This window comes from Nostoc sp. FACHB-152, assembly GCF_014697475.1.
Classification (GTDB): Bacteria; Cyanobacteriota; Cyanobacteriia; order Cyanobacteriales; family Nostocaceae; genus Nostoc_B.
In genome coordinates, this window is the sequence record NZ_JACJRV010000003.1 from 244,704 (window position 1) to 267,424 (window position 22,721).

Annotated in this window: 22 protein-coding genes; 9 read left to right on the top strand and 13 right to left on the bottom strand. The window is 41.4% G+C overall.

Annotation, left to right across the window (positions count from 1 at the left end; translation table 11 throughout):
- The first annotated feature begins 81 nt into the window (after positions 1–81).
- Positions 82–1,182, top strand: coding sequence for an aliphatic sulfonate ABC transporter substrate-binding protein (locus H6G76_RS04890; RefSeq protein WP_190696176.1), 1,101 nt, complete (start codon positions 82–84; stop codon positions 1,180–1,182).
- Between the two features lie 362 nt (positions 1,183–1,544).
- Here the strand turns inward: H6G76_RS04890 and H6G76_RS04895 are convergent, their stop codons facing one another.
- Positions 1,545–1,856 (bottom strand): hypothetical protein, encoded by a 312-nt coding sequence (locus H6G76_RS04895; RefSeq protein ID WP_190696180.1) that lies wholly within the window; start codon positions 1,854–1,856, stop codon positions 1,545–1,547.
- 543 nt (positions 1,857–2,399) lie between these two features.
- Here H6G76_RS04895 and H6G76_RS04900 point away from each other — a divergent pair.
- Together H6G76_RS04900 and H6G76_RS04905 are read left to right on the top strand one after the other, a co-directional pair.
- Positions 2,400–2,849 (top strand): SET domain-containing protein-lysine N-methyltransferase, encoded by a 450-nt coding sequence (locus H6G76_RS04900; RefSeq protein WP_190696192.1) that lies wholly within the window; start codon positions 2,400–2,402, stop codon positions 2,847–2,849.
- A 103-nt stretch (positions 2,850–2,952) separates the two neighbouring features.
- On the top strand, positions 2,953–3,378 hold the full coding sequence (locus H6G76_RS04905; RefSeq protein ID WP_190696196.1) for an EamA family transporter: 426 nt from the start codon (positions 2,953–2,955) through the stop codon (positions 3,376–3,378).
- A 738-nt stretch (positions 3,379–4,116) separates the two neighbouring features.
- On the opposite strand, the gene H6G76_RS04910 is transcribed toward H6G76_RS04905, so the two are convergent.
- The 9 genes from H6G76_RS04910 to H6G76_RS04950 form a co-directional block, all read right to left on the bottom strand.
- Complete coding sequence (locus tag H6G76_RS04910) at positions 4,117–4,845, bottom strand: hypothetical protein (protein ID WP_190696198.1); 729 nt, start codon at positions 4,843–4,845, stop codon at positions 4,117–4,119.
- 127 nt (positions 4,846–4,972) lie between these two features.
- On the bottom strand, positions 4,973–7,060 hold the full coding sequence (locus tag H6G76_RS04915; protein WP_190696200.1) for an S-layer homology domain-containing protein: 2,088 nt from the start codon (positions 7,058–7,060) through the stop codon (positions 4,973–4,975).
- Between the two features lie 341 nt (positions 7,061–7,401).
- The gene (locus H6G76_RS04920; protein WP_190696203.1) at positions 7,402–8,322 is read right to left on the bottom strand and encodes a manganese catalase family protein; all 921 of its coding nucleotides are present in this window, start codon (positions 8,320–8,322) and stop codon (positions 7,402–7,404) included.
- Between the two features lie 503 nt (positions 8,323–8,825).
- Positions 8,826–9,167: a cupin domain-containing protein gene (locus H6G76_RS04925; RefSeq protein WP_190696205.1), complete on the bottom strand. Its 342-nt coding sequence runs from the start codon at positions 9,165–9,167 to the stop codon at positions 8,826–8,828.
- A 15-nt stretch (positions 9,168–9,182) separates the two neighbouring features.
- On the bottom strand, positions 9,183–10,352 hold the full coding sequence (locus tag H6G76_RS04930) for a zinc-dependent alcohol dehydrogenase (RefSeq protein WP_190696208.1): 1,170 nt from the start codon (positions 10,350–10,352) through the stop codon (positions 9,183–9,185).
- A 251-nt stretch (positions 10,353–10,603) separates the two neighbouring features.
- Positions 10,604–10,999 carry a hypothetical protein gene (locus H6G76_RS04935; RefSeq protein WP_190696211.1) on the bottom strand — a complete coding sequence of 132 codons (396 nt, stop codon included), beginning with the start codon at positions 10,997–10,999 and terminating at the stop codon, positions 10,604–10,606.
- Between the two features lie 57 nt (positions 11,000–11,056).
- Entirely contained in the window at positions 11,057–12,226 is a 1,170-nt protein-coding gene (locus tag H6G76_RS04940; RefSeq protein ID WP_190696214.1) for a zinc-dependent alcohol dehydrogenase, read from the bottom strand.
- A gap of 87 nt (positions 12,227–12,313) precedes the next feature.
- Complete coding sequence (locus tag H6G76_RS04945; RefSeq protein ID WP_190696217.1) at positions 12,314–13,009, bottom strand: SRPBCC family protein; 696 nt, start codon at positions 13,007–13,009, stop codon at positions 12,314–12,316.
- 68 nt (positions 13,010–13,077) lie between these two features.
- Complete coding sequence (locus H6G76_RS04950; RefSeq protein WP_190696220.1) at positions 13,078–14,175, bottom strand: DJ-1/PfpI/YhbO family deglycase/protease; 1,098 nt, start codon at positions 14,173–14,175, stop codon at positions 13,078–13,080.
- 324 nt (positions 14,176–14,499) lie between these two features.
- Between H6G76_RS04950 and H6G76_RS04955 the strand changes: the two genes are divergently transcribed.
- Positions 14,500–14,883 carry a DUF6335 family protein gene (locus H6G76_RS04955; RefSeq protein ID WP_190696224.1) on the top strand — a complete coding sequence of 128 codons (384 nt, stop codon included), beginning with the start codon at positions 14,500–14,502 and terminating at the stop codon, positions 14,881–14,883.
- Between the two features lie 274 nt (positions 14,884–15,157).
- Here the strand turns inward: H6G76_RS04955 and H6G76_RS04960 are convergent, their stop codons facing one another.
- Entirely contained in the window at positions 15,158–16,426 is a 1,269-nt protein-coding gene (locus tag H6G76_RS04960) for an ATP-binding cassette domain-containing protein (RefSeq protein WP_190696227.1), read from the bottom strand.
- 407 nt (positions 16,427–16,833) lie between these two features.
- Here H6G76_RS04960 and H6G76_RS04965 point away from each other — a divergent pair, with 407 nt between their 5' ends.
- Positions 16,834–18,066, top strand: a complete 1,233-nt coding sequence (locus H6G76_RS04965; protein ID WP_190696230.1) for an FAD-dependent oxidoreductase — start codon at positions 16,834–16,836, stop codon at positions 18,064–18,066.
- Between the two features lie 216 nt (positions 18,067–18,282).
- Positions 18,283–18,831: a single-stranded DNA-binding protein gene (locus H6G76_RS04970; protein ID WP_190696234.1), complete on the top strand. Its 549-nt coding sequence runs from the start codon at positions 18,283–18,285 to the stop codon at positions 18,829–18,831.
- A gap of 512 nt (positions 18,832–19,343) precedes the next feature.
- Here H6G76_RS04970 and H6G76_RS04975 read toward each other — a convergent pair.
- Positions 19,344–19,898 (bottom strand): Uma2 family endonuclease, encoded by a 555-nt coding sequence (locus H6G76_RS04975; RefSeq protein ID WP_190696237.1) that lies wholly within the window; start codon positions 19,896–19,898, stop codon positions 19,344–19,346.
- Between the two features lie 101 nt (positions 19,899–19,999).
- Between H6G76_RS04975 and H6G76_RS38210 the strand changes: the two genes are divergently transcribed.
- Both H6G76_RS38210 and moaA read left to right on the top strand, forming a co-directional pair.
- Positions 20,000–20,134 (top strand): CHAT domain-containing protein, encoded by a 135-nt coding sequence (locus H6G76_RS38210; protein ID WP_190696239.1) that lies wholly within the window; start codon positions 20,000–20,002, stop codon positions 20,132–20,134.
- Positions 20,135–20,163: 29 nt separating this feature from the next.
- Positions 20,164–21,150 (top strand): GTP 3',8-cyclase MoaA, encoded by a 987-nt coding sequence (gene moaA, locus H6G76_RS04985; RefSeq protein ID WP_190696242.1) that lies wholly within the window; start codon positions 20,164–20,166, stop codon positions 21,148–21,150.
- Positions 21,151–21,215: 65 nt separating this feature from the next.
- On the opposite strand, the gene rpsD is transcribed toward moaA, so the two are convergent.
- On the bottom strand, positions 21,216–21,824 hold the full coding sequence (gene rpsD / locus H6G76_RS04990; protein WP_190696245.1) for a 30S ribosomal protein S4: 609 nt from the start codon (positions 21,822–21,824) through the stop codon (positions 21,216–21,218).
- Between the two features lie 210 nt (positions 21,825–22,034).
- On the opposite strand from rpsD, the gene H6G76_RS04995 reads away from it, so the two are divergent.
- Positions 22,035–22,622, top strand: a complete 588-nt coding sequence (locus H6G76_RS04995; protein WP_242056315.1) for a hypothetical protein — start codon at positions 22,035–22,037, stop codon at positions 22,620–22,622.
- Positions 22,623–22,721 lie beyond the last annotated feature (99 nt).

The window sequence follows — 22,721 nt, forward strand, 5'->3', positions numbered from 1 at the left end:
AAAGAATTTTACTGATTCTTTGGTCTTATGTTTATCAAGTTTTCGTTAGTAAATGGTTGATTTTGAATTTTAGGTCAATTAATGCAATCTTTTAAAAATAAATTTGAATCCTGGAAAAACCAACGTATCACTCGTCGTCGCGCCTTATTTGCTTTTGGCTATGGTCTAGTCTTATCTACTACACTATTTAGTTGCAGTCCTGCCAAAAATAATAGTCAACAACAAGCAGCACCATCTACATCGAATGTAGCTAATACTAGTAGTACTGGTGAGAAAGTAGTTAGAGTTGTCCGTTCTAAACAACTTACAGCCCTAGCTGTTTTAGAACAAAAAGGTACTTTAGCAGAACGATTGAAACCTCTAGGTTATAGAGTGGAATGGCCAGAATTTGCGGCTGGGCCTCAGCAATTAGAAGCTTTAAATGCAGGTGCGCTTGATATTGCTTCTACAGCTGAGTCGCCTCCTATTTTTTCTCAAGCAGCTGGTGCGCCCCTTGTATACTTAGCTGCTAACTCTAGTGATGGGAAAGCGGTTTCACTGTTAGTTCCGAAAAACTCTCCTATTAAAAGCGTCAAGGATTTGAAAGGTAAAAGAGTTGCTTTTCAAAAAGCATCGATTGGCCATTATCTTTTAGTCAGAGCTTTAGAAAGAGAAGGTTTAAAACTTAGTGATGTCAAATCAGTTTCTTTGCCACCTCCAGATGCAAATGTAGCATTCAGTCAAGGTAAAGTAGATGCTTGGTTTATTTGGGAGCCATTTGTTACCAGAAATGTCCAAAATCAAACTGGTCGCATTATTACAGATGGTGGTAATGGTTTGCGGGATACTAACAACTTTTACTCTACAAATCGCAAGTTCTATCAAGAAAATCCAGAAGTGATCAAAGTTTTTCTAGAAGAACTGAATAAGGCACAAAATTGGTCTAAAAATCATCCTAAAGAACTTGCTCAATTACTAGCTCAAACGACCCAACTTGATGCGCCTACTTTAGAAATCATGCACGGCAAATATGATTTTGCATTAGTACCAATTACAGATCAAATTATCAACAAACAACAAGAAGTGGCTGACAAATGGTACAACTTGGGACTAATACCTAAAAAGGTAAATGTCAGAGATGGTTTTTTAACTCCAGAAGAATATGCGAAAATTACTCCTCAAGAAGTACTGGCAAAAAAATAATATAGCAGTCATAAATCATTAGCGAACAACAAGATCCCCGACTTCTTCAAGAAGTCGGGGATCTGAATAAGCAGGCAATACATTACTTACTCTGAATAAAAGCACGTGCTTTATATATTCTTATTAGATATTAGGCGGGTGACCCTTTAGCTAGGAATGACGTAGCCTGTAATACCTTCTAACACATACCCTTCAAAGGGCGACAATCGCCTCTAAACCCTGCAAGCTAAAGGTTTGAGAGTCACAGACACCTGAAAAAATTTGTGTGCTTATTGAGAATGAACTGTACAGTTATTAAGAGGCTACCTGTAGGGTACAGTTTAATGGTAAAAAAGAACGGTCTCGTAATTTGACCAAGACCGTCATAATAATGCTGCACATTTAATAATTTGATGCAGCAAATAAGAACCTAAACCCTTACCTTTATCTCGGTCGCTTATAACTTGGATTTCATGTACCCATAGCCTTTGCTTACCAGTAACATTTTCAATGGTTGTACAAGCAAAAGCAACACTTTTTTGATGTTCTTTTTTCCGTTCCCATCGCTTATTCAAAGAATAATCAATATCAATCTCTTCTTCTGAATACTTTCTCTCAAATTTCTTTAATTTATATAAAAAAATAATCCATAAGTCGTGCAAGTAACGCTTGGCAATTGGAATAAATAAATTCACATCAAATCGTCGCCATGAAAAATGGATTTACGCCATAAGCTTAGGTCTGTTGTTGAGGCTAAACATTCATCTTTGATTTTGCGACTCTTCAAATGTACGGAGCTTTATTTGGCTTATTTTAGGCAATATTATGAGCGCAACTGAGCGGAAGAATAAGGTTTGAGCCTTCAGCTTCTATTTTCGGCAATATTTTCTAATTTGGGAGAGATAAGCTCGAAGTGTTCATTAGGCTGAAAGCCAAACTAGGCAGACTTTTCTCTCATATAGACAAAGGCGAACACGTGAAATTTGTTTCAAAAACTTTACATGGTGATAAATTTTGCGCGTATCTTGTCTTTACCCCAATTACTCCCTTACCTCATATTTCTGTAACAATCTTTTAGTCTTACTTATTTATTATTGGTGTAAGAATAAAAAAAAGACACTACAACTAGTTTCAATATGTCAAATTATCCATATTTTCATCATACTTTTATCATAACGCTGTTAGCCTTACATGATATAGTAATCACGTAACGTATATTACTAGTACTTAAAATAATTATGAAAATAGATAGTTTCAACAAAGTTCTCATAAAAACAACACCTAAAGGTCAAGGCGTATTTGCTAATTATAATTTTACAGAAGGGGAAACTGTAATAATTGGAAAGAGAGTAAAAGTAGTACCAGATAGAACTGTTTATTCACTCCAGATGGGCTTTGACTTACATATAGACATTGATGAACCGGGAAGATTAATTAATCACTCTTGCTCTCCGAATACTGGCGTTCGCAATAATGAATTTGGAGGATATGATTTTGTTGCTATTAGTAATATTGCACTATTAGAAGAAATTACATTTGATTACGAAACAACAGAATGTATTGTAAGTGCGTTTTCTAAATGTTTATGCGGTTCTGTAAACTGTAGAGTTATAATTTGTGGGTTTAATTTTAATTCTGAAGAATTAAAATTAAAATCTAATAAATTTATTGCAGATTATTTAAAGTAAGACTTTGGAAGTTATCTATGTCATCTCTTAAAACTATTTAGACATTTCTGCTGCATAACTTTACCTCATAACTAACTTTATACTTTTATTCCGATGGTACGAAATGTTTCAAGTAGATGAATGGCTTATCTATACACTAATCTCTTCAGTTTTATATGGCGTGTGGGGATTTTGTAGCAAAATGGCGGCTAACTACATTACCCCCAAAAGTGCTTTAGGTTACGAAGCAATTGGCTTTTCAGCATTAGCTTTATTTGTCATGACAGGAGAAAAATTGACTTTGAATTCAGATATAAGGGGAGTTATCTATGCAACCTTAGTTGGAGTTACTGGTGCTGTAGCATCACTGTTTTTATTTATTGCACTCAGCAAAGGTAATGTTTCTATTATTATCCCCATAACAGCTTTGTATCCCATTATCACTATTATAATGGCTTATTTTATCCTTAAAGAGCCTATTACTTTTCGACAGAGCATTGGTTTGATGTTGGCTTTAGCCGCTGTAGTACTATGTGCAGATGTTAAGTAGACATTATGTTGTATTGCCAAATGTCGGTTAACAAATTGTTTGTCACTTTAACAGATTAATGTCGTCCTATCAGAAACTGCTAAAGTCAAGACGGCTCAAGGAGTCGTAATTTTTTGGGCATTCCTCACAAGGCACGGATTAGCGCTCACATCAACAACTGAAAACCTTGCATTGTAAGGTTTTCTCTTCCGATAACATCAATATGTTAAAGCGACAAACAATCTGTTAACCGACAACTGTACATACAAGCATCCTTTTTGCTTGATACTAGTTGCGAGTATATTAGCAGATAAATTTGGTTAATAGAGCTATTCTTTCTGCACGACGCTGGTATGGTAACAAAAAGTTTCTTAAAGGTATAATCTGCTAATTCAATCCTCAGTATAAGAGTTATTTCTAAAGTAAAAATAAAATTACTGTAGGGTGTGTTAGGTACTAATTTCGATATGATTTCTCACGAAAAAGATAACTTAAGTGCCTAACGCACCGCTAAATAACAAGGTGCGTTAGGCTAACGCCTTAACACACCCTACTTAAGATTTACTTTATGAATAGTCTCTAAATGTAAGACTTATTTGTCACTTACTTAGGATTGCTGTATAGCAGCCAAAGTATAGGTTAGGACAACAATTAATTATCAAACATGGAAATTAAGAGGCTTTCAAACCTGTTTCCTGTTCCCTGCTATCAGATATTAACAAGCGAAGTAGAATAATAACTATTTTCCAGCGTTAGAAGTTACCAAGCCTGGGGGCTTTCGTTGGAGATTGCTTTAAGTTTTGAGGTCAATGGCTCGGTGCGATCGCTTTTTTCGGGAGTAAACCGCCCAATTGGTGGATGATTGACTGTAGATGTCAGTAGTTTTGTTTGTTTGTCAAGGTTTGATGGCAGATTGTTGGGCAGCGTCGGTTGTGAATTAGCTTTGGATTTCAGACTTGAGGCCGCAACACTCAATGTGGAAGATGCCAAAATGTTTCTGACTCGCTCATTATCTGCTGTGTCGGATGCTATCTCGGTTTGTCTGTTGATAACTTGCACGGCAGAATTTTTTCTCTGCTCATATCCAGCATCAACACTAGCTAAAGAATCTGCTGTTGTTGCCAAATTGGCAACATTCGCTACATTTTCTGAGCTACTATTCTCATTGGCAGGTGGCAAGGCTGGTGTAGCCAATGCCGTTAATATTTCTGGGAACTTGCTACAAATCAGGCGTTCAAATTCCATATTGAAATGATAAATCGGCTGCTCTCGCCGTTGCCAAAATGCGAGGATTTGCTGTACAGAAAATGCTTTATAGCGACCTTGATACAGTGCCTCAATTACTGCCAAATGCAGCCAATCTAAAGGATATTGATTTTGCCAACGGTTAACTAACTCAATGACAGTGTAGCCACTGAGGTCAAAACTGTAATGTAGGAGTAAGGCAGCTGCCAATTCGGCAGAAGTTTCTGGCGCGTTGGTAAACATGGGACTATTGGCTTGCGGCAATAGGTGTAAGTTTTCGACCCATCGCCTATAGCCTAGCGTGTTTTTAGCTATAGGGTTAGTAACCAAGGTTTCCAAGTGTATGAGCAGTGTTTTTCATTTTACTTGGTCAACTGTTGGCTGTCGAAACTATATAGGGTGAATTAATATTTGCTGTACGTTTAATAGCAACTAAGGCCTGATAAACCATTGCGGCTACCTCTGCCCTGGTTGCTTCGCGTGTAGGTGCGAGAAGCTGAGGCTGTGGGTAGTTGACAATAATTCTTTGTTGTGTAGCAGTTGCCACTGCTGTTTGGGCATACTCAGGAATAGTATTACTGTCAGTGTAAGGAAGTAAACCATTGCTCCCGGCTGCTGGTAAGCCTAGCCCGTTGACTAAAGAAACAATCACCTGTAATCTTTGGACATTTTGATCGGGGCGGAAGGTGCGATCGCTAAATCCACTCACAAAGCCGCCACTAGCCGCAATTTGTAGAGCTTTATAAGCCCAAAAATTCTGCGGTACATCGATAAATTCCAGGGCGGGGCGTTTAGGAGCAGGATTAAAAGCGACAGCTATCAAAGCCGCATATTGAGCGCGAGTCATTGGTTTATCTGGTTGATAGCTACCATCAGCAAAACCGTGAGTTAAACTCATGCTGGCCAAACCTCGAATAAATGGTTCAGCCCAGTGTCCGCTTACGTCCGTGAAAGTAGGAATTTCTACTTCGGGGCTGACAATATAAGGCGAGGCGATCGCTTTTTCTTTGCTGTTGGCAACTAATGCCTGATACAGTAGGGCGGCAATTTCACCGCGTGTGACGTCTCGCAGTGGTTCTAACAGGTCAGATTGCGGATAGTTAACTACCAGTAGCTTTTGAGTAGCGGCGGCGACAGCATTGGTAGCATAGCTGGGAATTTGGGCGCGATCGCGGTATACACTTAACACATTTGGACTACCCCCTGTAAATTTTAAACCGTTAACAATTGATACTATTGCTTGTACCCTAGTCAGGTTCTGTCCTGCTCGAAACGAGCCGTCAGGAAAACCACTAATAAAACCCTTTTCAGCAGCACTAAAGATAGCTGGTGCTGCCCAAAAATCAGGTTTAACATCCGTAAATTTACTTCCTTTTGTGCTGGTTGGCAACCCAAAAGTTTTCGCAATCACAGCTGCGTATTGAGCGCGAGTTATGGGTGCGTTTGGGCCGAAAGTGCCATCAGGAAAACCGCTAATTGCCCCTCTACTGACTAATGCTTCTACAAAAACTGTTGCCCAATGTCCTGCCAAATCAGGAAAACTGCTGCTTCCGGTAACTGGTTTGGGAGAGTCTTGTGTCGCCGCAATTAAATTTACCTGTCCTTTCACTAGGCTAGGATTTAATTGATTACCTGCGGAAATTAGCGGTTGTGAGCTAGCATTTTGCAAATCAAACTCGCCATTATCCTGAAAGATATTACTGCCTGCATCTTGGCTGCTACCTAAATCTGGGACAGCGTTAGCATTTACTAACAATCCACCTTGAGGATTTTTGATAATAGAATTTTGTCGTAATACCGGACGCGCATCACGAGAAAGAGCGATCGCAGTCCGGTTCTCTGATAATTTATTATTGGCAATTAAAGGAGCCGCAGAGTCAGTAACCGCTATACCCAAAGGATTTTTTTGAAACGCGTTCCGCAACACTTCGCCTTTACTGTTCCGCGCCATAAACAAACCACTGGCAGCATTCTGCACAAACACATTATCTACAATTGCAGGTTTGGCATTACCAGCAGTAAATATTCCTTCCCGGCCACAGTTAGTGAAAGTATTGTGAGCTACATAAGGAGATGATGACTCTATCCATACACCACTTCCTTTGGCAGTAGGATTAGTCACAGTCACACCCATGAGACTAGCATCGCCAAGCAACAACAACGTGATATTCTGCACCCCAAAACTAGGGCTTTGATACTCACCACTTCCAGAAATGACAACGCCCGTACCTTTATTTGATTCACTGCCAATTACTATTACGCCCGCAGTTAGCACCAAGGGGAACTGTTCACCGTTAGCGGTACTGTAAGTTCCAGGAGCTAGCTGAATAATTATGGGTGTTGTAGTTCTTAAAGCACGGGTGAGACTTTTAAACGGATTTAACCGTGAACCGTCATTAGTATCCTTCCCTGTAACAGGGTTGACATAGAGTGTGGCCACGGGGGTAAAGTTTACCATTGGTTATCAAGATGCAACTATTCAAATGGTCACGGCTTGAATCATAACTTAGTTGTCGCCGCGCTTTTCAAGCATCATACCTATGTATGGTAAATGTACCCAGGCGATCGAAGTCTGAAGCCTGAAATTAAGAAATTGTTAAAGGGAATAGGGGAATATTGGTTATACCGTTTCTTTATGAGGCTGCGCTAAACTCTCTTTTCTCTACTCTTTGAGTCCTTTGAGTCCTTTGCGGTTCGTTTCTTATATAGTTTGGCGCATCTTTATACAGAATTGGTATTAGGTTGTTGACCGTTGACACTCAACAGTCAACAGTCAACACGATTAAAGCTAATTAAGCTTTAGCCTTTAATCACTGTCTTATCAACAACAGTACCGCCGTTAGAAGGATTAACTTGTGCAGGTAGAGGGCCGGGGGTACCATGCAATTTCGGGTCTGCTACTGGTAGATGTGGTTCTGGGCCTAAAGGTTTGGGATTCTCAACATACTCGAATTCACCTTTACCGTCCATTGAAGGCCCTTTTGCCCAACGACCTTCAGAACTTTCGGTACCTTCAGAATGATTCCAGAATTGATATGCAAACTCGCGTTTTTCCAAATCCAATGGGAAAGAACCTGGAACAGGAGTGGTTTCAATTCCCTCTGCTTCTAAATCTTCAATTGCGGCTAACCATTGGTTTTGATGCATAGTGTCACGCGCAATCATAAAACTCAGGAGAACTCTTACCCCTGGGTCGTTTGACATTTCGTACATTCGTACCGCTTGCAAACGTCCTTGACTTTCAGCGTGCAGATTAGAACGGAAATCGGCTAAAAGATTGCCACTAGCAACGATAAAACGACCGTTCCAAGGATAGCCAACGCTATCAGATGGTGTAGCACCTAAACCAGAAACAATGGCGTGCTGCGGGTTCATAGCCGCGTTCATAATGACATCGCGTGGGTTGGAACCACCCATGACTGCACCCACTACCGCATCTTGTGCGCCTTCTTCTTGGACTTTGACTGGTGCTTTGTCTAGCAAGTGGGCAATCATGGTAGCTAACATTTCGATGTGACCGATTTCTTCTGTACCCACATCTAGTAGCATATCTTTATATTTTGCAGGGCCGCGACAGTTCCAACCCTGAAATAGATACTGCATCATTACAGTCATTTCGCCAAAAGTTCCACCAATGAGTTCTTGAATTTTCATGGCGTAAATTACATCGGGCTTTTCTGGTGGTTTGAAGTACTGTAATTTTTTGGTGTGGTAAAACATTAAGTCTCCTAAGTTTTTGTTACCTTATATTGACTAGGAAACTAAGTAAAACTTAAATCTTCATCAGCCTGTAGTTTGAGAAAAAATGTAGAAAATACAGGCAATTTAAGACTATAGATGAACACAAACCAACACAGATGAATTAGCTATTTTTTAGGTAATACATTCAAAATAAATGTTTAAGCAAACTCAACAATTAATTAATAGCAATATCATTAATTACGTCAATATTTTAGTGATTAATTGTTAGTTTTACTGAATTATTATATTTTAAAAAGATAAAATATGACAGCAATGATATCTACTTTTTGGTTGATTGTTATCAGGATTGCAGTAATGCCGTAGTTAGAGGATGTTTGACAAGTTTTATCAGACAGCAATGTATTTTTAACGCGGAGGAACACGAAGGCAAGCGCAGAGTGACGCGGAGTAAAAAAAAGTGCGCTAGTGAAAACTAAACGCACTCTTAAGATAATAGGTATTTGAAAGTGAACTATGAAAGGTTAATTTTCATCGCGTCCATGTACTTGGGCGGGTGGACTGGTTGCTTCTACCGCAGTGAATGGTTCAAGGATTTTGTAGGTATGTTGTGAACCTTTTGGAACTACCCATGAACTACCGGGTTCTAGCAAAATCATTTGTCCTTCAATATGCAATTCTGCACGACCATTAATTACATAACCAACAGTTTCATAGTCGCGTGCTGTTGGTTGTTTATCTTCGCCTGGTTGCTCATTTTCCCAAAGGCGCATTGCTAGAGATTTGCCAGAAGCAAGATATTTCTGACCGAGTTTCCCTTTGGGTGAATGGCTAGAATCGACTTTTTTAACGCTGGTGTCAGTCATAATTAATTACCCATCTTATGGTTTGAGAACAACTTTGATACAGTTATCTTTTTTATGTTTAAAAATTTCGTAACCGTGGGGTGCTTGGTCTAAAGGTAGTTGATGTGTGATCACAAATGAAGGGTCGAGATCGCCGTTTTCAATGTGATTGAGTAAGGGTTTTAAGTATTTATGAACGTGGGTTTGTCCCATTTTGAAGGTGAGGCCTTTGTTCATTGCCGAACCCATCGGGATTTTGTCTAGGAAGCCACCGTATACTCCAGCAAGTGATACATGACCACCTTTTCCAGCAGATAGAATTACTTGGCGTAAGGCGGTTGGACGGTCTGTTTCGAGACGGACTGCTTGTTTTACTTTGTCGTATATAGCCATTGCATCTGTGCCGTGTGCTTCCATACCAACTGCATCAATACAAGCATCAGGGCCACGGCCACCGGTCATTTCTTTAAGTGCTTCGCCAACATCTACCTCTTCATAGTTGAGGACTTCGGCTTTGCCTTGTTCTTTGGCCATTTGCAGGCGTTCGGGGATACGGTCTATGGCGATGACGCGTTCTGCACCCAGGAGAAAAGCACTTTTAATGGCAAATTGTCCGACTGGGCCGCAACCCCAAATAGCCACAACATCTCCGCGTTTGATGTTGCAGTTTTCTGCTGCCATGTAACCAGTTGGGAAGATGTCAGTTAAAAATAGAACTTGCTCGTCGGTGAGATGGTCGGGAATTTTGAATAAGCCAACATCTGCAAAGGGTACTCGTGCATACTCTGCTTGTCCGCCAGCGTAACCACCAAATAAGTGCGAGTAACCAAATAAGCCGGCTGGTGAGTGACCCATTTGCAGTTCTACTAGCCAAGCATTGGGGTTGGAGTTATCACAAAGTGACCATAAATCGCGCTGGCAAAAAAAACAGTTCCCGCAGGATATTGTGAAGGGAACTACGACGCGATCGCCTATTTTTACATTCTTAACTTCACTGCCTAATTCTACTACTTCCCCCATGAATTCATGCCCAAGGATATCTCCTTTTTGCATGGAAGGAATGAAGCCATCATAAATATGCAAATCTGAACCGCAAATTGCCGTAGAAGTAATTTTAACAATTGCATCACGCGGGTTAATAATTTTTGGATCAGGAACCGTTTCTACCCGCACATCGTTTGCTCCGTGCCAGCAAACTGCTTTCATAATTTTTAGTCCTTTGTCATTTGTCCTTTGTTATTTGTTTAAACAAATAACAAAATAGCTAGTAATAAATAAAATAGGGCGTGAGGCGATTTGGTTATCTCTTTCATCAAATTATGCTGAAAAGATACGCCTAACACACCCTAAATCGCTATGAGTCAAATATTATAGAAACAGCCAAGATTGTTAAGAAGTTACAAGAGTTTTAACCCTGTTACCTGTCTCCTGCTATAAGACTCATAATTTGCGACAAACTAGACTCTATCTCTGGTTTGTCTGCTCTGAGGATTTTTGTAATAGCCTTCTCTGCTACCTTGAGAAGATTGATTACCACTAATTGTGTCACCTACTCTATTTTTTGCATCGTTGAGAAACTCTTTTGTAGCTCTGGGAGTATCCTCATCCAAGTTTAGTTTTCCACGAATATTATCAGCAGCACCTTTCAGTTTGGACTGAGCATTTCTTACTTGGTTATCATTTTGAATGCCGCTATTTTGACCTTCGGGGGTGCCTTTGTAATAAATACCTTCTGGGGTTGTGACATCAGCTTGTGCGACATTAACAAAGCTAAATGCTTGTCCTAGTAAGAACATAAATCCTACTAAGAAAACAACCATAATTTTGCGTAAGCTAGAAATGACTTGCTTCATAAATAACCTCATTTGCTTTATTTATTTGTGTGTACAACTGAACGGCTATCAGCCAATTCATGGTTTGAGGACGACTTTGACACAGTTGTCTTTTTTCTGTTGGAAAATGTGATAACCGTGAGCCGCTTCTTCGAGCGGTAGTTGATGAGTTACCACAAAAGAAGGATCGAGTTTACCGTCCAAGATTTGCTGGAGTAACAAATGCATATATTTCTGTCCGTGCATTTGCCCCATTCTGAAGGTTAGACCTTTGTTGAAAGCTGCACCCAAGGGTATTTTGTCTACGAAACCACCATAAACACCCATAATTGCGAGAGTGCCGCCTTTTCGACAGGCTACCATCATTTCTCTTAATACGTGGGGACGGTCGGTTTCTAACCTGAGCTTTTGTTTTGTCTGGTCATAGAAGTCTTCTAAACCAACACCATGCGCTTCTAAACCGACTGCATCAATGCAAGCATCAGGGCCGCGTCCGCCAGTCATTTCTTTTAATGCTTCACCTGCATTAACTTCTTCGTAATTAATTACTTCCGCTTTGGCATATTTTTTTGCCATTTCTAAACGTTCGGGGAAGCGGTCTATAGCAATTACTTTTTCTGCACCCATCATGTAGGCACTAATCATGGCGAACAGTCCAACTGCACCGCTTCCCCAAACTGCTACCGTATCCCCTGGCTGAATATCACAGAGTTCTGCTCCCATGTAGCCAGTCGGAATAGCGTCGGAAATAAATAAAAGTTTTTCGTCGGGTATATCTGACGGAACTTTGACAACGCCAACATCAGCAAAGGGTACGCGGATATATTCGGCTTGTGCGCCTGCATAGCCACCTAATAAATGAGAGTAGCCATAAATTGCTGAGGTGACATTGCCAAATAACTTTTCTTCTAGCCAACTGTTAGGGTTGGAATTATCGCACAGCGACCACATATCGCGCTGGCAATAAGCACAGTTACCACAACCAATTGTAGACGGAACAACAACGCGATCGCCTACTTTTAAATTATTAACTCCCTTACCAACTTCAACGACTTCCCCCATAAATTCGTGACCAATAATGTCACCTTTTTGGACTGTCGGGATATAGCCGCCATATATATGTAAATCAGAACCACAAATGGCTGTGGATGTAATTTTAATAATCGCATCACGGGGATTAAGAATTGTCGGGTCTGGTACTGATTCAACCCGAACTTCATTAGCACCTTGCCAACAGACTGCTTTCATAAATAATTAGTCCATAGTCATTAGTCAGTAGTCATTTGTATCTCTCTCCCCCTGCTCCCCCGCTCCCTGCCCCCCTGCCTCTTTCTTCTACCTGCGTCCTGTTGGCTGCCCTTCTGTGGTGGCGATTTCTCCTGCTTCCATCAGCATTTTGAAGCGGCGCAAGTCATCACCAATTTGCTGTTCTGGTTCTTCACCAAAAAGTTTGGCTAAAGCAGCAGTTAATCCGCCGCCGGGGATGTTGTATTCTAAAACTACTTTGACTTCCGTACCGCGATCGCCTGGGGCTTTTTTAAACCGCACAAAGCCGGAGTTATCAATATCTGCACCTTCCACAGAAGCCCAAGAAATAAACTCGTTTTCTCTATCTTCAAGAATTTCTGCATCCCATTCCACGTTGTTACCCAAGGGCGCACTCGCTACCCAATGAGAACGTTTTGCATCATACACCTTCACAGATTGCAGATGCTTCATAAAGGTGGGCAATTGCTCAAAGTTGTGCCAAAAACGGTAAAGTTCATCTGCTGGTTTATTTATAGTTACCGTCTTTTCAACTTTGATTGGTTTATTCATGTTCACCGCTTCCTGTGCTTGCTGTATTGTGCTTTGCTTGGTTACACCTTGATAAATCAAACCACCACCTGCTAAAGCAGTTAAAGCACCTCGCAACGAACCTTGTCTTAAACCCGTGAGTACCATAGCCCCACCGCCAATTAGAGAAGCCCAACGCTCTAAATCACCTGCTTCTGGTTGATTTTTATTTATGCGATCGCCTGTTGAAGTCACTGTTATTTCTCCTTAAAATCAACACAGAGGCGCATTTCTCTGCGTTCTCCGCGCCTCTGCGGTTCGTTTTACATAGATACAGCAGCACCGGTCGTCGGCTTAGGAGATTGCACCCCCGCACCTAACTTCGCCCGATATAGCTCTACTAAGCGTTGTTCGGATTTCAACAAATCGCGGTAAATTTCTTTGAAAATAGCGGTTGCTACTGGGTCAGTAAACATGGCACACAAATTGCCAATGTCGCCAATACCTGTTTGCAAATCACCTAAAGCGCAACGTATTTGGTATATGTCATCACTACCAGACATAGCAGTTTTGACTTTGGCATATTGATTAGCAATATTCGCCGCTAAAGAAGGCTTTTCACCTAATCTGTTGAGATAGGTTTCTAATATTTCAATGTGGCGTTGTTTATTAGTGATCGTCTCTTGAAACAGAGATTTCGCTTCGGTATCTGATTCTTTTTCAAAATACTTTTGTAAAGCTTCTAAAGAATAACGCTCACCACTTAATGCCGTATTCAAGCCTCTGGCGATTTCACCTTTAGTGGAACCACCCCAAGCATCAGCAATTTTCCACCATTCCGCACTAGTATCTGTTTCTTCTGGAAGTGCTGCATCTTGACCACTGTAGCCCAGGCGACTCAAAATAGCTGTGGTGAAAATTGCTAAGTCTCCGGGTTCGCGGGAAGTAATTAAATTACCATCAACTACTAATGCTTCATCTTGATAATTTGCGCCAGCATTGAGCATATCGCGGCGGATAGCACTAAAACCAGTGGCACGTTTCTCTCTGAGCAAATCGCCTTCTATTAGTAGTTGTGGCCCGTGACAAACTGCTGCTATTAACTTTCCTTGTTGGAATGCTTCTTGCACAAACCTGACTGTATTAGGGTTGCGGCGCATCTTGTCAGGAGCCATACCGCCAGGAATCACCACTGCATCAAATTCTGCTGCGATCGCTTCTGTGGTTGTACCATCAGGTTGAGCCGAAACTCTACCGCGTTTCCCCTTATATTTTTCGTTCATCCGCGAACCGAGGACAACTACATCCATCCCCGCTTGTTTCAGCCCATTATAAGGAATTGTAAATTCTGCATCTTCTACATCATTTTCAATTAGAATTGCAATTTTTTTCTTTCCAGAATGATTGTTTTGATATGTCATAGATCTACCTATTTTGATAATTTGACTAATTAGATTAATTAATGAATGAATGTATGGCTTAATTAAATAAAAATAATTATGAGTAAGAAGACTGAAGATTAAATGGCATCGCTGTGTGGGTTGAGTTCTTCTTAACTCATAATTACCAAATTCAAATACAAGTGGCTTTTTCTTTGATTTACACTTACCAGATTAGAAGGCAACAGTTTTCTCAACTTCGTTCTTAGGGGATATATTGTTTTATTTCTAAAGTTGTACATCCCAAGCTAGACAAAATTAAAGAATAAAAACGTTATTCTAAATAATGCAGAAAAGGCTGAGATTATGGCAGAAACAAATAATCATCAAGAAATTAATTCTGAGGATTTGCCGCAGGAAATTACCGAATCCTACGGTACAGGTGTGAAAGACCTGCCAGGGTACAATATTGGTCAGCGATCGCTCGAAACAAGCCCAGAGTTTCCCGATAGCCCCGCCCTCAGCAGTGGTGATGTTGATACTTATTGGCAAGATACCGTAGGTGATGAAGCGGTTGGCGGTACTGTTGCCATGCCAGAGCAGGATGTTACAGAAGAAATAGAAGCAGCCGTAGGCTTAGAGATGGATGATCGAGCTTTTCTCCGTACAAACGATATTTTAGAAGAGCGCGATGATCGTCGTTGGGAGTTAGATCCAAAGTCTTCGGAAGATTATCAGGAACGTAGGTGACAGGGAACAGGTGACAGGCAATAGGCAATAGGCAATAGGCAATAGGTAAGAGTAGTGATGGGCGACTGAAGTCGTGGCTACACTATCTTGATTTTGGGTTAATCCGTGTGGTGCGCCAAGCGCGATAGGCGGGCTTCCCTACGGGAAGGCGAGTAAAACTAATCATCAAATATAGACAATAAGCAACTTTAAACACTATTGCCTCTTGCCTATTGCCTCCTAACTATTGCCTATTGCCTGTTGCCTATTGCCTATTACTATTGCCTATTGCCTCCTATATTTCTTGAGGAAATATAGCTAATTCAGTATCAGGGTCAAAAAAGTGCATTTTTTCAGGGGTGAGGGATAACCATAATTGCTCACCTATACTTACTTGGCGGTCTGTGGGTATACGCACTTGCCAGTAAGGGGCTGTAGACGCGGGGGAAGAGTTAGGTTCGGTAGGTCTAACACTCACAAAAGCATCGTTACCTAAGTTTTCTACTAAGTCTACTTGCACAGGGATATTTTTAGTTGCGGGTAAACTCAGGCTCAGATGTTCTGGCCGAATGCCTAAAATTAAATTTTGTTTATCGTATTTTTGCAAAGCTTTCCCCCAACTTTCTGGCAAGGTGAACCGAAACAGGGGATGGGTAATTAACAACGGGGCATGAAACTCTACAGGAATAAAATTCATTGGTGGTGAACCAATAAATTCAGCAACAAAACGGTTAGCTGGACGGTTGTACAGTTCCAAAGGCGAAGCAACCTGCTGAATTTGCCCTAAATTCATAATTGCAATGCGATCGCCCATTGTCATTGCTTCGGTTTGGTCGTGGGTAACGTATATTGTTGTCGTCCCTAACTGGCGTTGCAACTTCACAATTTGGGCGCGGGTTTCCGCCCGGAGTTTGGCATCTAAATTAGATAGTGGCTCATCCATTAAAAATACTTGCGGATTACGAGCGATCGCTCTGCCTAAAGCTACCCGTTGTCTTTGTCCCCCCGATAGCTGTTTAGGTAAGCGATTCAGCAACATTTCAATTTGTAACAATTGCGCCACCGACCGCACCCTCTCATCAACCAATCTTTCTTTGGGGGAAACATAACGCAATCCTTTCGGCAACTTCCGCGTCACTCCCACCAAAAAATTTTCCGACCACTGAGGAGTTTTCGCTCCCCTGCTCCCTGGCTCCCCTGCTCCCCGGCTCTCCCTTCGGCGTAACCCAAAAGCAATGTTGTCATACACCGTCATGTGCGGGTAGAGGGCGTAATTTTGGAACACCATTGCAATGTCCCGTTCCTTTGGTGGTAGGTCATTAATCAAGCGATCGCCTACTAAAATATTGCCACCAGTCAGCGTTTCCAACCCAGCAATCAATCGCATGAGGGTGCTTTTACCACAGCCAGAAGGCCCCACCAGCACCATAAATTCACCATCGGCAATTGTCAGGTTAATCCGCCGTAAGACATTAATATTTTCTGCACGCTCTTGTGCTGCATTAATTTCCCCTTTACGTGGGGGGAAACTTTTATAAACGTTTTCTAAAATTACTTGCGCCACGAGTTTTATTAATCGTCATTGGTCATTAGTCATTAGTCATTAGTCAAGCGCTTCGCGCAGGGTGTAGGGGGTAGGGTGTGGGGTGTAGGGAAGGTCTTCTTGCCTCTACCAACACAACTGCCCTCAAGCATAGAGCTTGTATCAAGCGCGGTTGTTGGGGCTGTCTGTTTCCCCACACTCTACACATCACACCAGACCCAACGGGGCTTAGTCATTAACTAAAAACAAATGACAAGGGACATTTTAGCGTTCATCTTACATTTTCCCAGTGACTACGAAAAGTTAAAAAAATTGTTTCCACTCAAAAAACCAAACTACCCTTGATATTACAGACATAAAAAATACATTTCATTCCCCCTCTGCCTCTCCTGCTCCCCCGCCCCCGCTTCCTATCAAGAGGTGTTGTGATGACTACCCACATATCGCCGAATCCTGCTCATGACATTGTAGACGTACAAACTACAGATTGTTGCATTGTTGGTGGTGGCCCGGCTGGGGCTGTTTTGGCTTTGTTATTAGCGCGTCAAGGCATATCTGTAATGCTGCTGGAAGCACATAGAGATTTTGACCGTGATTTTCGGGGAGATACAATTCATCCATCTGTAATGGAAATTATGGAGGAATTGGGATTAAGCGATCGCTTATTACAATTGCCCCATACCAAAATGCGCCAAATTAGAATCCAAACTCCTCAAGATACAGTCACTTTGGCCGATTTTAGTTATTTAAAAACGCCCTATCCTTACATCACAATGTTGCCGCAGGTGAAATTTTTAGAGTTCATTACCCAAGAAGCGCAACAATATCCGAATTTTCAGTTAATTTTAGGTGCAAATGTCCAAGAGTTAATTGAGGAAGACGGAGTAATTAAAGGTGTACGTTATCGGGGTGGTGGTGGCTGGCATGAAATTAGAGCAATTCTGACAGTTGGTGCAGATGGACGTAATTCACGTTTAAGGCAGTTGGGAGGTTTTGAGTCTGTTGAAACTTCGCCGCCGATGGATGTTCTGTGGTTTCGCTTACCTCGCCATCCAGAAGATTTTGAGGGAGGGATGGGGCGTTTTGGTGCTGGTCATATCATAGCTATGCTTGACCGTGGCGATGAATGGCAAATTGCCTATGTGATTCCTAAAGGTGGCTATCAAAAATTGCGTGCTGCTGGTTTAGAAGAGTTAAAAAAATCTGTTGTCGAAGTTGTGCCAGAATTAAGAGAACGTGTCAACAATCTCCAAGATTGGTCACAGGTAGCCTTTCTTTCTGTAGAATCTAGCCGTGTGAAACGCTGGTATCGTGCAGGACTGTTATTAATTGGTGATGCAGTCCATGTCATGTCTCCCGTTGGCGGTGTTGGAATTAATTACGCCATTCAAGATGCTGTCGTGGCTGCTAATGTTCTGAGTCAACCACTGCATAACAAACATATAGAACTAAGCAACTTAGCAAAAGTCCAACGTCAAAGAGAATTACCTACACGCATCATTCAAGCATTTCAAACCTTTATTCAAAAACAGATATTTGCTCCAATTCTCGCTACAAATCGCACCTTTCAAGCACCAGCGTTGCTACGCTTGCCCATTTTGCGTGATATTCCCGCAAGATTGATTGCTTTAGGTGTATTTCCAGTTCATGTACAAACTTAACTGTGAGTATTTTTTCTGCTTTAAGTGGTACAATTATACTACTCATGCAGAATTCAATGCTCGTTCCAGTCAGGCGAAGGCTGCCAGTAGTGTTATGACTACTGTGCAATGTCATCGCTTGGCTTTTATGCTAAAAGTAGCTAAAAATAGAAAGCTTACATTATTGATTCATAATTACGAACTACGCATTACGAATTATTTGATTAGGAGGAAGTAATGAACAGCTGCGTTTTAATGGCAGATATTATTCAAGAGCCACAATTAAGATACACAGCCGATAATAATCTAGCAGTTACAGAAATGCTAGTACAGTTTTCTAATTCTCAACGACCAGAAGATCCGCCAGCAACTCTAAAAGTTGTGAGTTGGGGAAACTTAGCCACAGAAGTGCAGCAAAATTATCATCAAGGCGATCGCGTCATTCTTGAAGGGCGTTTAGGCATGGTAACATTTGAGCGTCGCCCCGAAGGATTTAAAGAAAAACGTGCCGAACTCACAATACAACGCATTCATCCTGTAGGCGCAGGTTTTCATACTACTCCATCAGCGACAGACACTTATTCGCAGCCATCATCTTCAGTTCAAACATATACTCAAGCTGATGTTTCCAGTTATGAACCGCCACGTTCCGCACCCACCCCTGCAACTAGTGTAAGTGTTGCGCCTCCAGCCACACCAGAACCAACCTATCAACCCAGCAACTTTGAGCGTAATACCTATACCCCAGCTACAGAAGAACCCGATCCCGATGACATTCCGTTTTAACAGTTATCAGTTATCAGTTATCAGTAAAGGTGAAGTGTTTATATGAAGGTGAAACACCACACCAATTGGTAGTAGGCGTTGGTGGCAGATTTAAACCTCCCACCATATGCCGTGATCACTGTTTACTGTTCACTGTTTAAGTTGGGTAATTTGTAGTCTTGAGATCCTCGACTTTTTAAAGAGGTCGGGGATTTTATTATTTAAGATTGTGACAAACCATCAAACATTAGTCACTAACGTTGCAACATTTACTACAAATCTTTAAGCATTTGTTACAAACTATCTAACATTAGTCACTAACGTTACAACAGTTACTACAAATCTTTAAGCATTTGTGACAAACCATCAAACATTAGTCACTAACGTTGCAACATTTACTACAAACCTTTAAGCATTTGTGACAAACTATCCAACATTAGTCATTAACGTTACAACATTCATAAACAAGATTAAAGCATTTATTACAAACGCTTTAATGTTATCTATGGATGAGGCGATCGCTAGCTGATACTCTAAAGAGTTAGCCAACTAAAAACTTGCTCAACCGTTAAAGACAAATCAATATTACTGAGTATAGGAAGCGCGTCTGTACCCGTAAACATTTCTACCCGTTGATTAGGAAAAATGCCTAAAACACTAGCTTCATCTGGAAAAATCAACCATCCCAACTCAGTACCATTTTGACAGCAGTGCAACAAATTACGCAGAACCTTAGCTTGGCTTTGGTCTGGAGATAAAATTTCTATAGCCCAGTCGGGATGAATTTCAAAACAGTTAGAAATCTTGCCAGAAGCGTCACGAGGAATGCGTTCCCAGCGAAACACCGCAACATCAGGAACAATTGCTGCACCACCAAATACACACCGCAATTCCGGGAAGGCAACAGCAATTTTTTGCGGTTTAGCATTCCGGTTGATAGCTTCGCACAGTTCAAGTTGTAATAAGCTGTGTTCTCCTTGCGGCATAGGTTTTTGACTCACTTGCCCATCAAAATATTCAGCAGCAGGTTTAGTTTCAGCCTGTTGCAGGAATTCTTCTAAAGTGATGGATGTAACTAATGCACTCATCGCTTTGCCTTGCCAAATTCTCTTACATCAATTTTGCTGGTAAAAATTAGACCTCTTGCAAACTCTCTCCGCACCTCTAGCAGAAAATTAACTAAGGATTAATGTATGCGGCTTGGGCGAGTGTAGTTTTTTCATTATGGCAGTTGAATAATCAAGCAGCAGCCCAACTGATGAAAGAGTTGTATAAGCAAATGTTAACGGGCTTTTATTACGTTGAATGTTTTCCCGATTCCTAGCTACTTACAATAGAAATAAATACTTAAAAATGAACCAGGTAGATTATCTTCGTATTAGCTTAATTGATCGCTGCAATTTCCGTTGTCAATACTGTATGCCGGAAGGTGCAGAACTAGAATATGCTTTAAAGCAACAATTACTGACTGATGCAGAATTACTCACCCTGATTCAAGAGGTGTTTATTCCTGTTGGCTTTACACAGTTTCGGTTAACGGGAGGAGAGCCTTTACTCCGCCCTGGTGTTGTAAATTTAGTAAGGGCGATCGCATCATTAAGCGAAACTAAAGACTTATCCATGACTACCAACGGGTTTTTACTCGCTCCCATCGCCCAAGGTCTTTACGATGCAGGTTTACGCCGCATTAATATCAGCCTAGATTCTCTTGATCCCGATATTTTCGATCAAATTATCGGCAATCGCGGACGTTCTCGCTGGCAACAAGTCTGGGATGGGATTCAAGCCGCTTACAAGGTGGGATTTGACCCTCTTAAGCTCAATGTAGTGGTGATCCCCGGTGTTAACGACCACGAAGTTCTTGATTTAGCCGCCCTCACCATTGACAAACAGTGGCACGTCCGATTTATTGAGTTTATGCCGATTGGCAATTGGGAATTATTTGGCGATCGCGGTTGGGTATCTTCTGCTGATTTACGCCAACGCATCCGCAAACAATGGGGCTTGACAGATTCGCAAGTGCGTGGTAATGGGCCTGCTGATGTTTTTCAAATTCCGGGAGCAAAAGGGACACTGGGATTTATTAGCCAGATGTCAGAATGTTTTTGCGATCGGTGTAACCGGATGCGTCTGAGCGCAGATGGCTGGTTACGTCCCTGCTTATTAAATGAAACTGGTCAATTAGATTTAAAAACTGCCTTGCGTTCTGGTATTAGCACCCAGCAACTACGAGAACAAGTCAGACATTTATTAGCAATTAAGGCAGAAATTAACTTTAAAAGCCGCGACTCTGGCACTACTGGTACATACAGCCGTACCATGTCACAGATTGGGGGTTAGTCAATAGTCCAAAGTCAATAGTCTAAAGTCTATTGACTCTTGACTGTTGACTTTTGACTCTTGACTTATGCTTGGCGTGAATAGTATTCCACAACCAGCAGTTCGTTAACTTGTAGAGCCACCCACTCACGCTCAATCACAGCGTTAACTTTACCAACTAGCTTGTTTTTGTCAAATTCCAAATGGCTAGGAAGGTTAGCTAAACCGGGATATTGCAAGTTAGCTTCTACTAACTTCCGCGATGGTGCTTTATCTCTAACAGCAATTACTTCACCAGGACGGCACTGGTAGCTAGCAATATTAACTACACGACCGTTAACTGTGACATGGCAGTGATTCACCAGCTGACGCGCTGCTGGAATTGTGGGAGCCATACCCAAGCGGAAAACGGTATTATCTAACCGCATTTCTAGCAATTGCAGCAACACTTGTCCGGTAGAACCAGTCACGCGCCTAGCTTTACGCACATAGCGCAGCAATTGCTTTTCTGTTAGACCGTAGTTCATCCGGAGCTTTTGTTTTTCTTCTAGACGGATAGCGTATTCAGAACGCTTTTTGCGATTCTGACCATGCTGACCCGGTGGATAGGCGCGTCTTGCGCTTTTACGAGTTAATCCTGGTAAGTCGCCTAAACGGCGAACAATTCTGAGGCGTGGCCCTCTGTATCGGGACATGAGTTTCCTTAATCTAATCCTGTTTAAAATTTACCCAGACATACTATTATAAATATCTGTAAATCAAAAATGCCAAAAATCCTAAATTTAATCATTAAAATTTTATAGTCAACTCTCAATTTTTCACGACAACTCCCATAAATTTTTGATTACTGATTAGAGTTGCCGTACATTTGAGGTAGCATAACTTAGGGTTTTTGGAACATGGCAATGGGCAAACAAAAGATTAGCACAGCTAAAAAATCGCAAGGCTGGTCTATGTCTGGGATATTCAAAGCTAAAACAATTCGTTTAGCTACACCAGTTGTAGCTACAGCTGGGCTGTTAACATCTATCCTGCCCAGTGACGCAGTTACAGATGCCTATTACAACAATAGTTATCGTGCTTGTGCTGGTCAACTTTTAAAGGCAGATGTAACACCAGAAGCAGCAGCACAGGGTTGTTCTACAGCAATACGCCCAAGAGATTTATCTGCCTGTGTAGCAGCAATTAGACAGAGAACACAAATTGCCCCAGCAGATGCACTAGCTTCTTGTAGCAGGGCGCGTCGTCCCAAGGAATTAGCTCGCTGTGTTGTGGGTGTTAGCCAAAATACAAAAGAAGAAGTTAACCCAGCAGTATTAACTTACTGTGGGCGCAGTTTATTACCGGAAACTTTTGCACAGTGCGTAGTTGGTTTACGTAGAGAAATTTCTGCTTTGACACCTATTCAGGCATTAGATTCTTGTATTGATGCTGCTGAAACAGCTAACGGGATCGCTACTTCACCACCTATATTGCAATTGCCAATTAAATAATCTAAGAGTAACGAGTCACTTTTTGACTACAAATTTTGAGTAGGGAATAGGTAAGAACGATAATTATTCTTTTGCCTATTGCCCATTCCCTATTCCCTT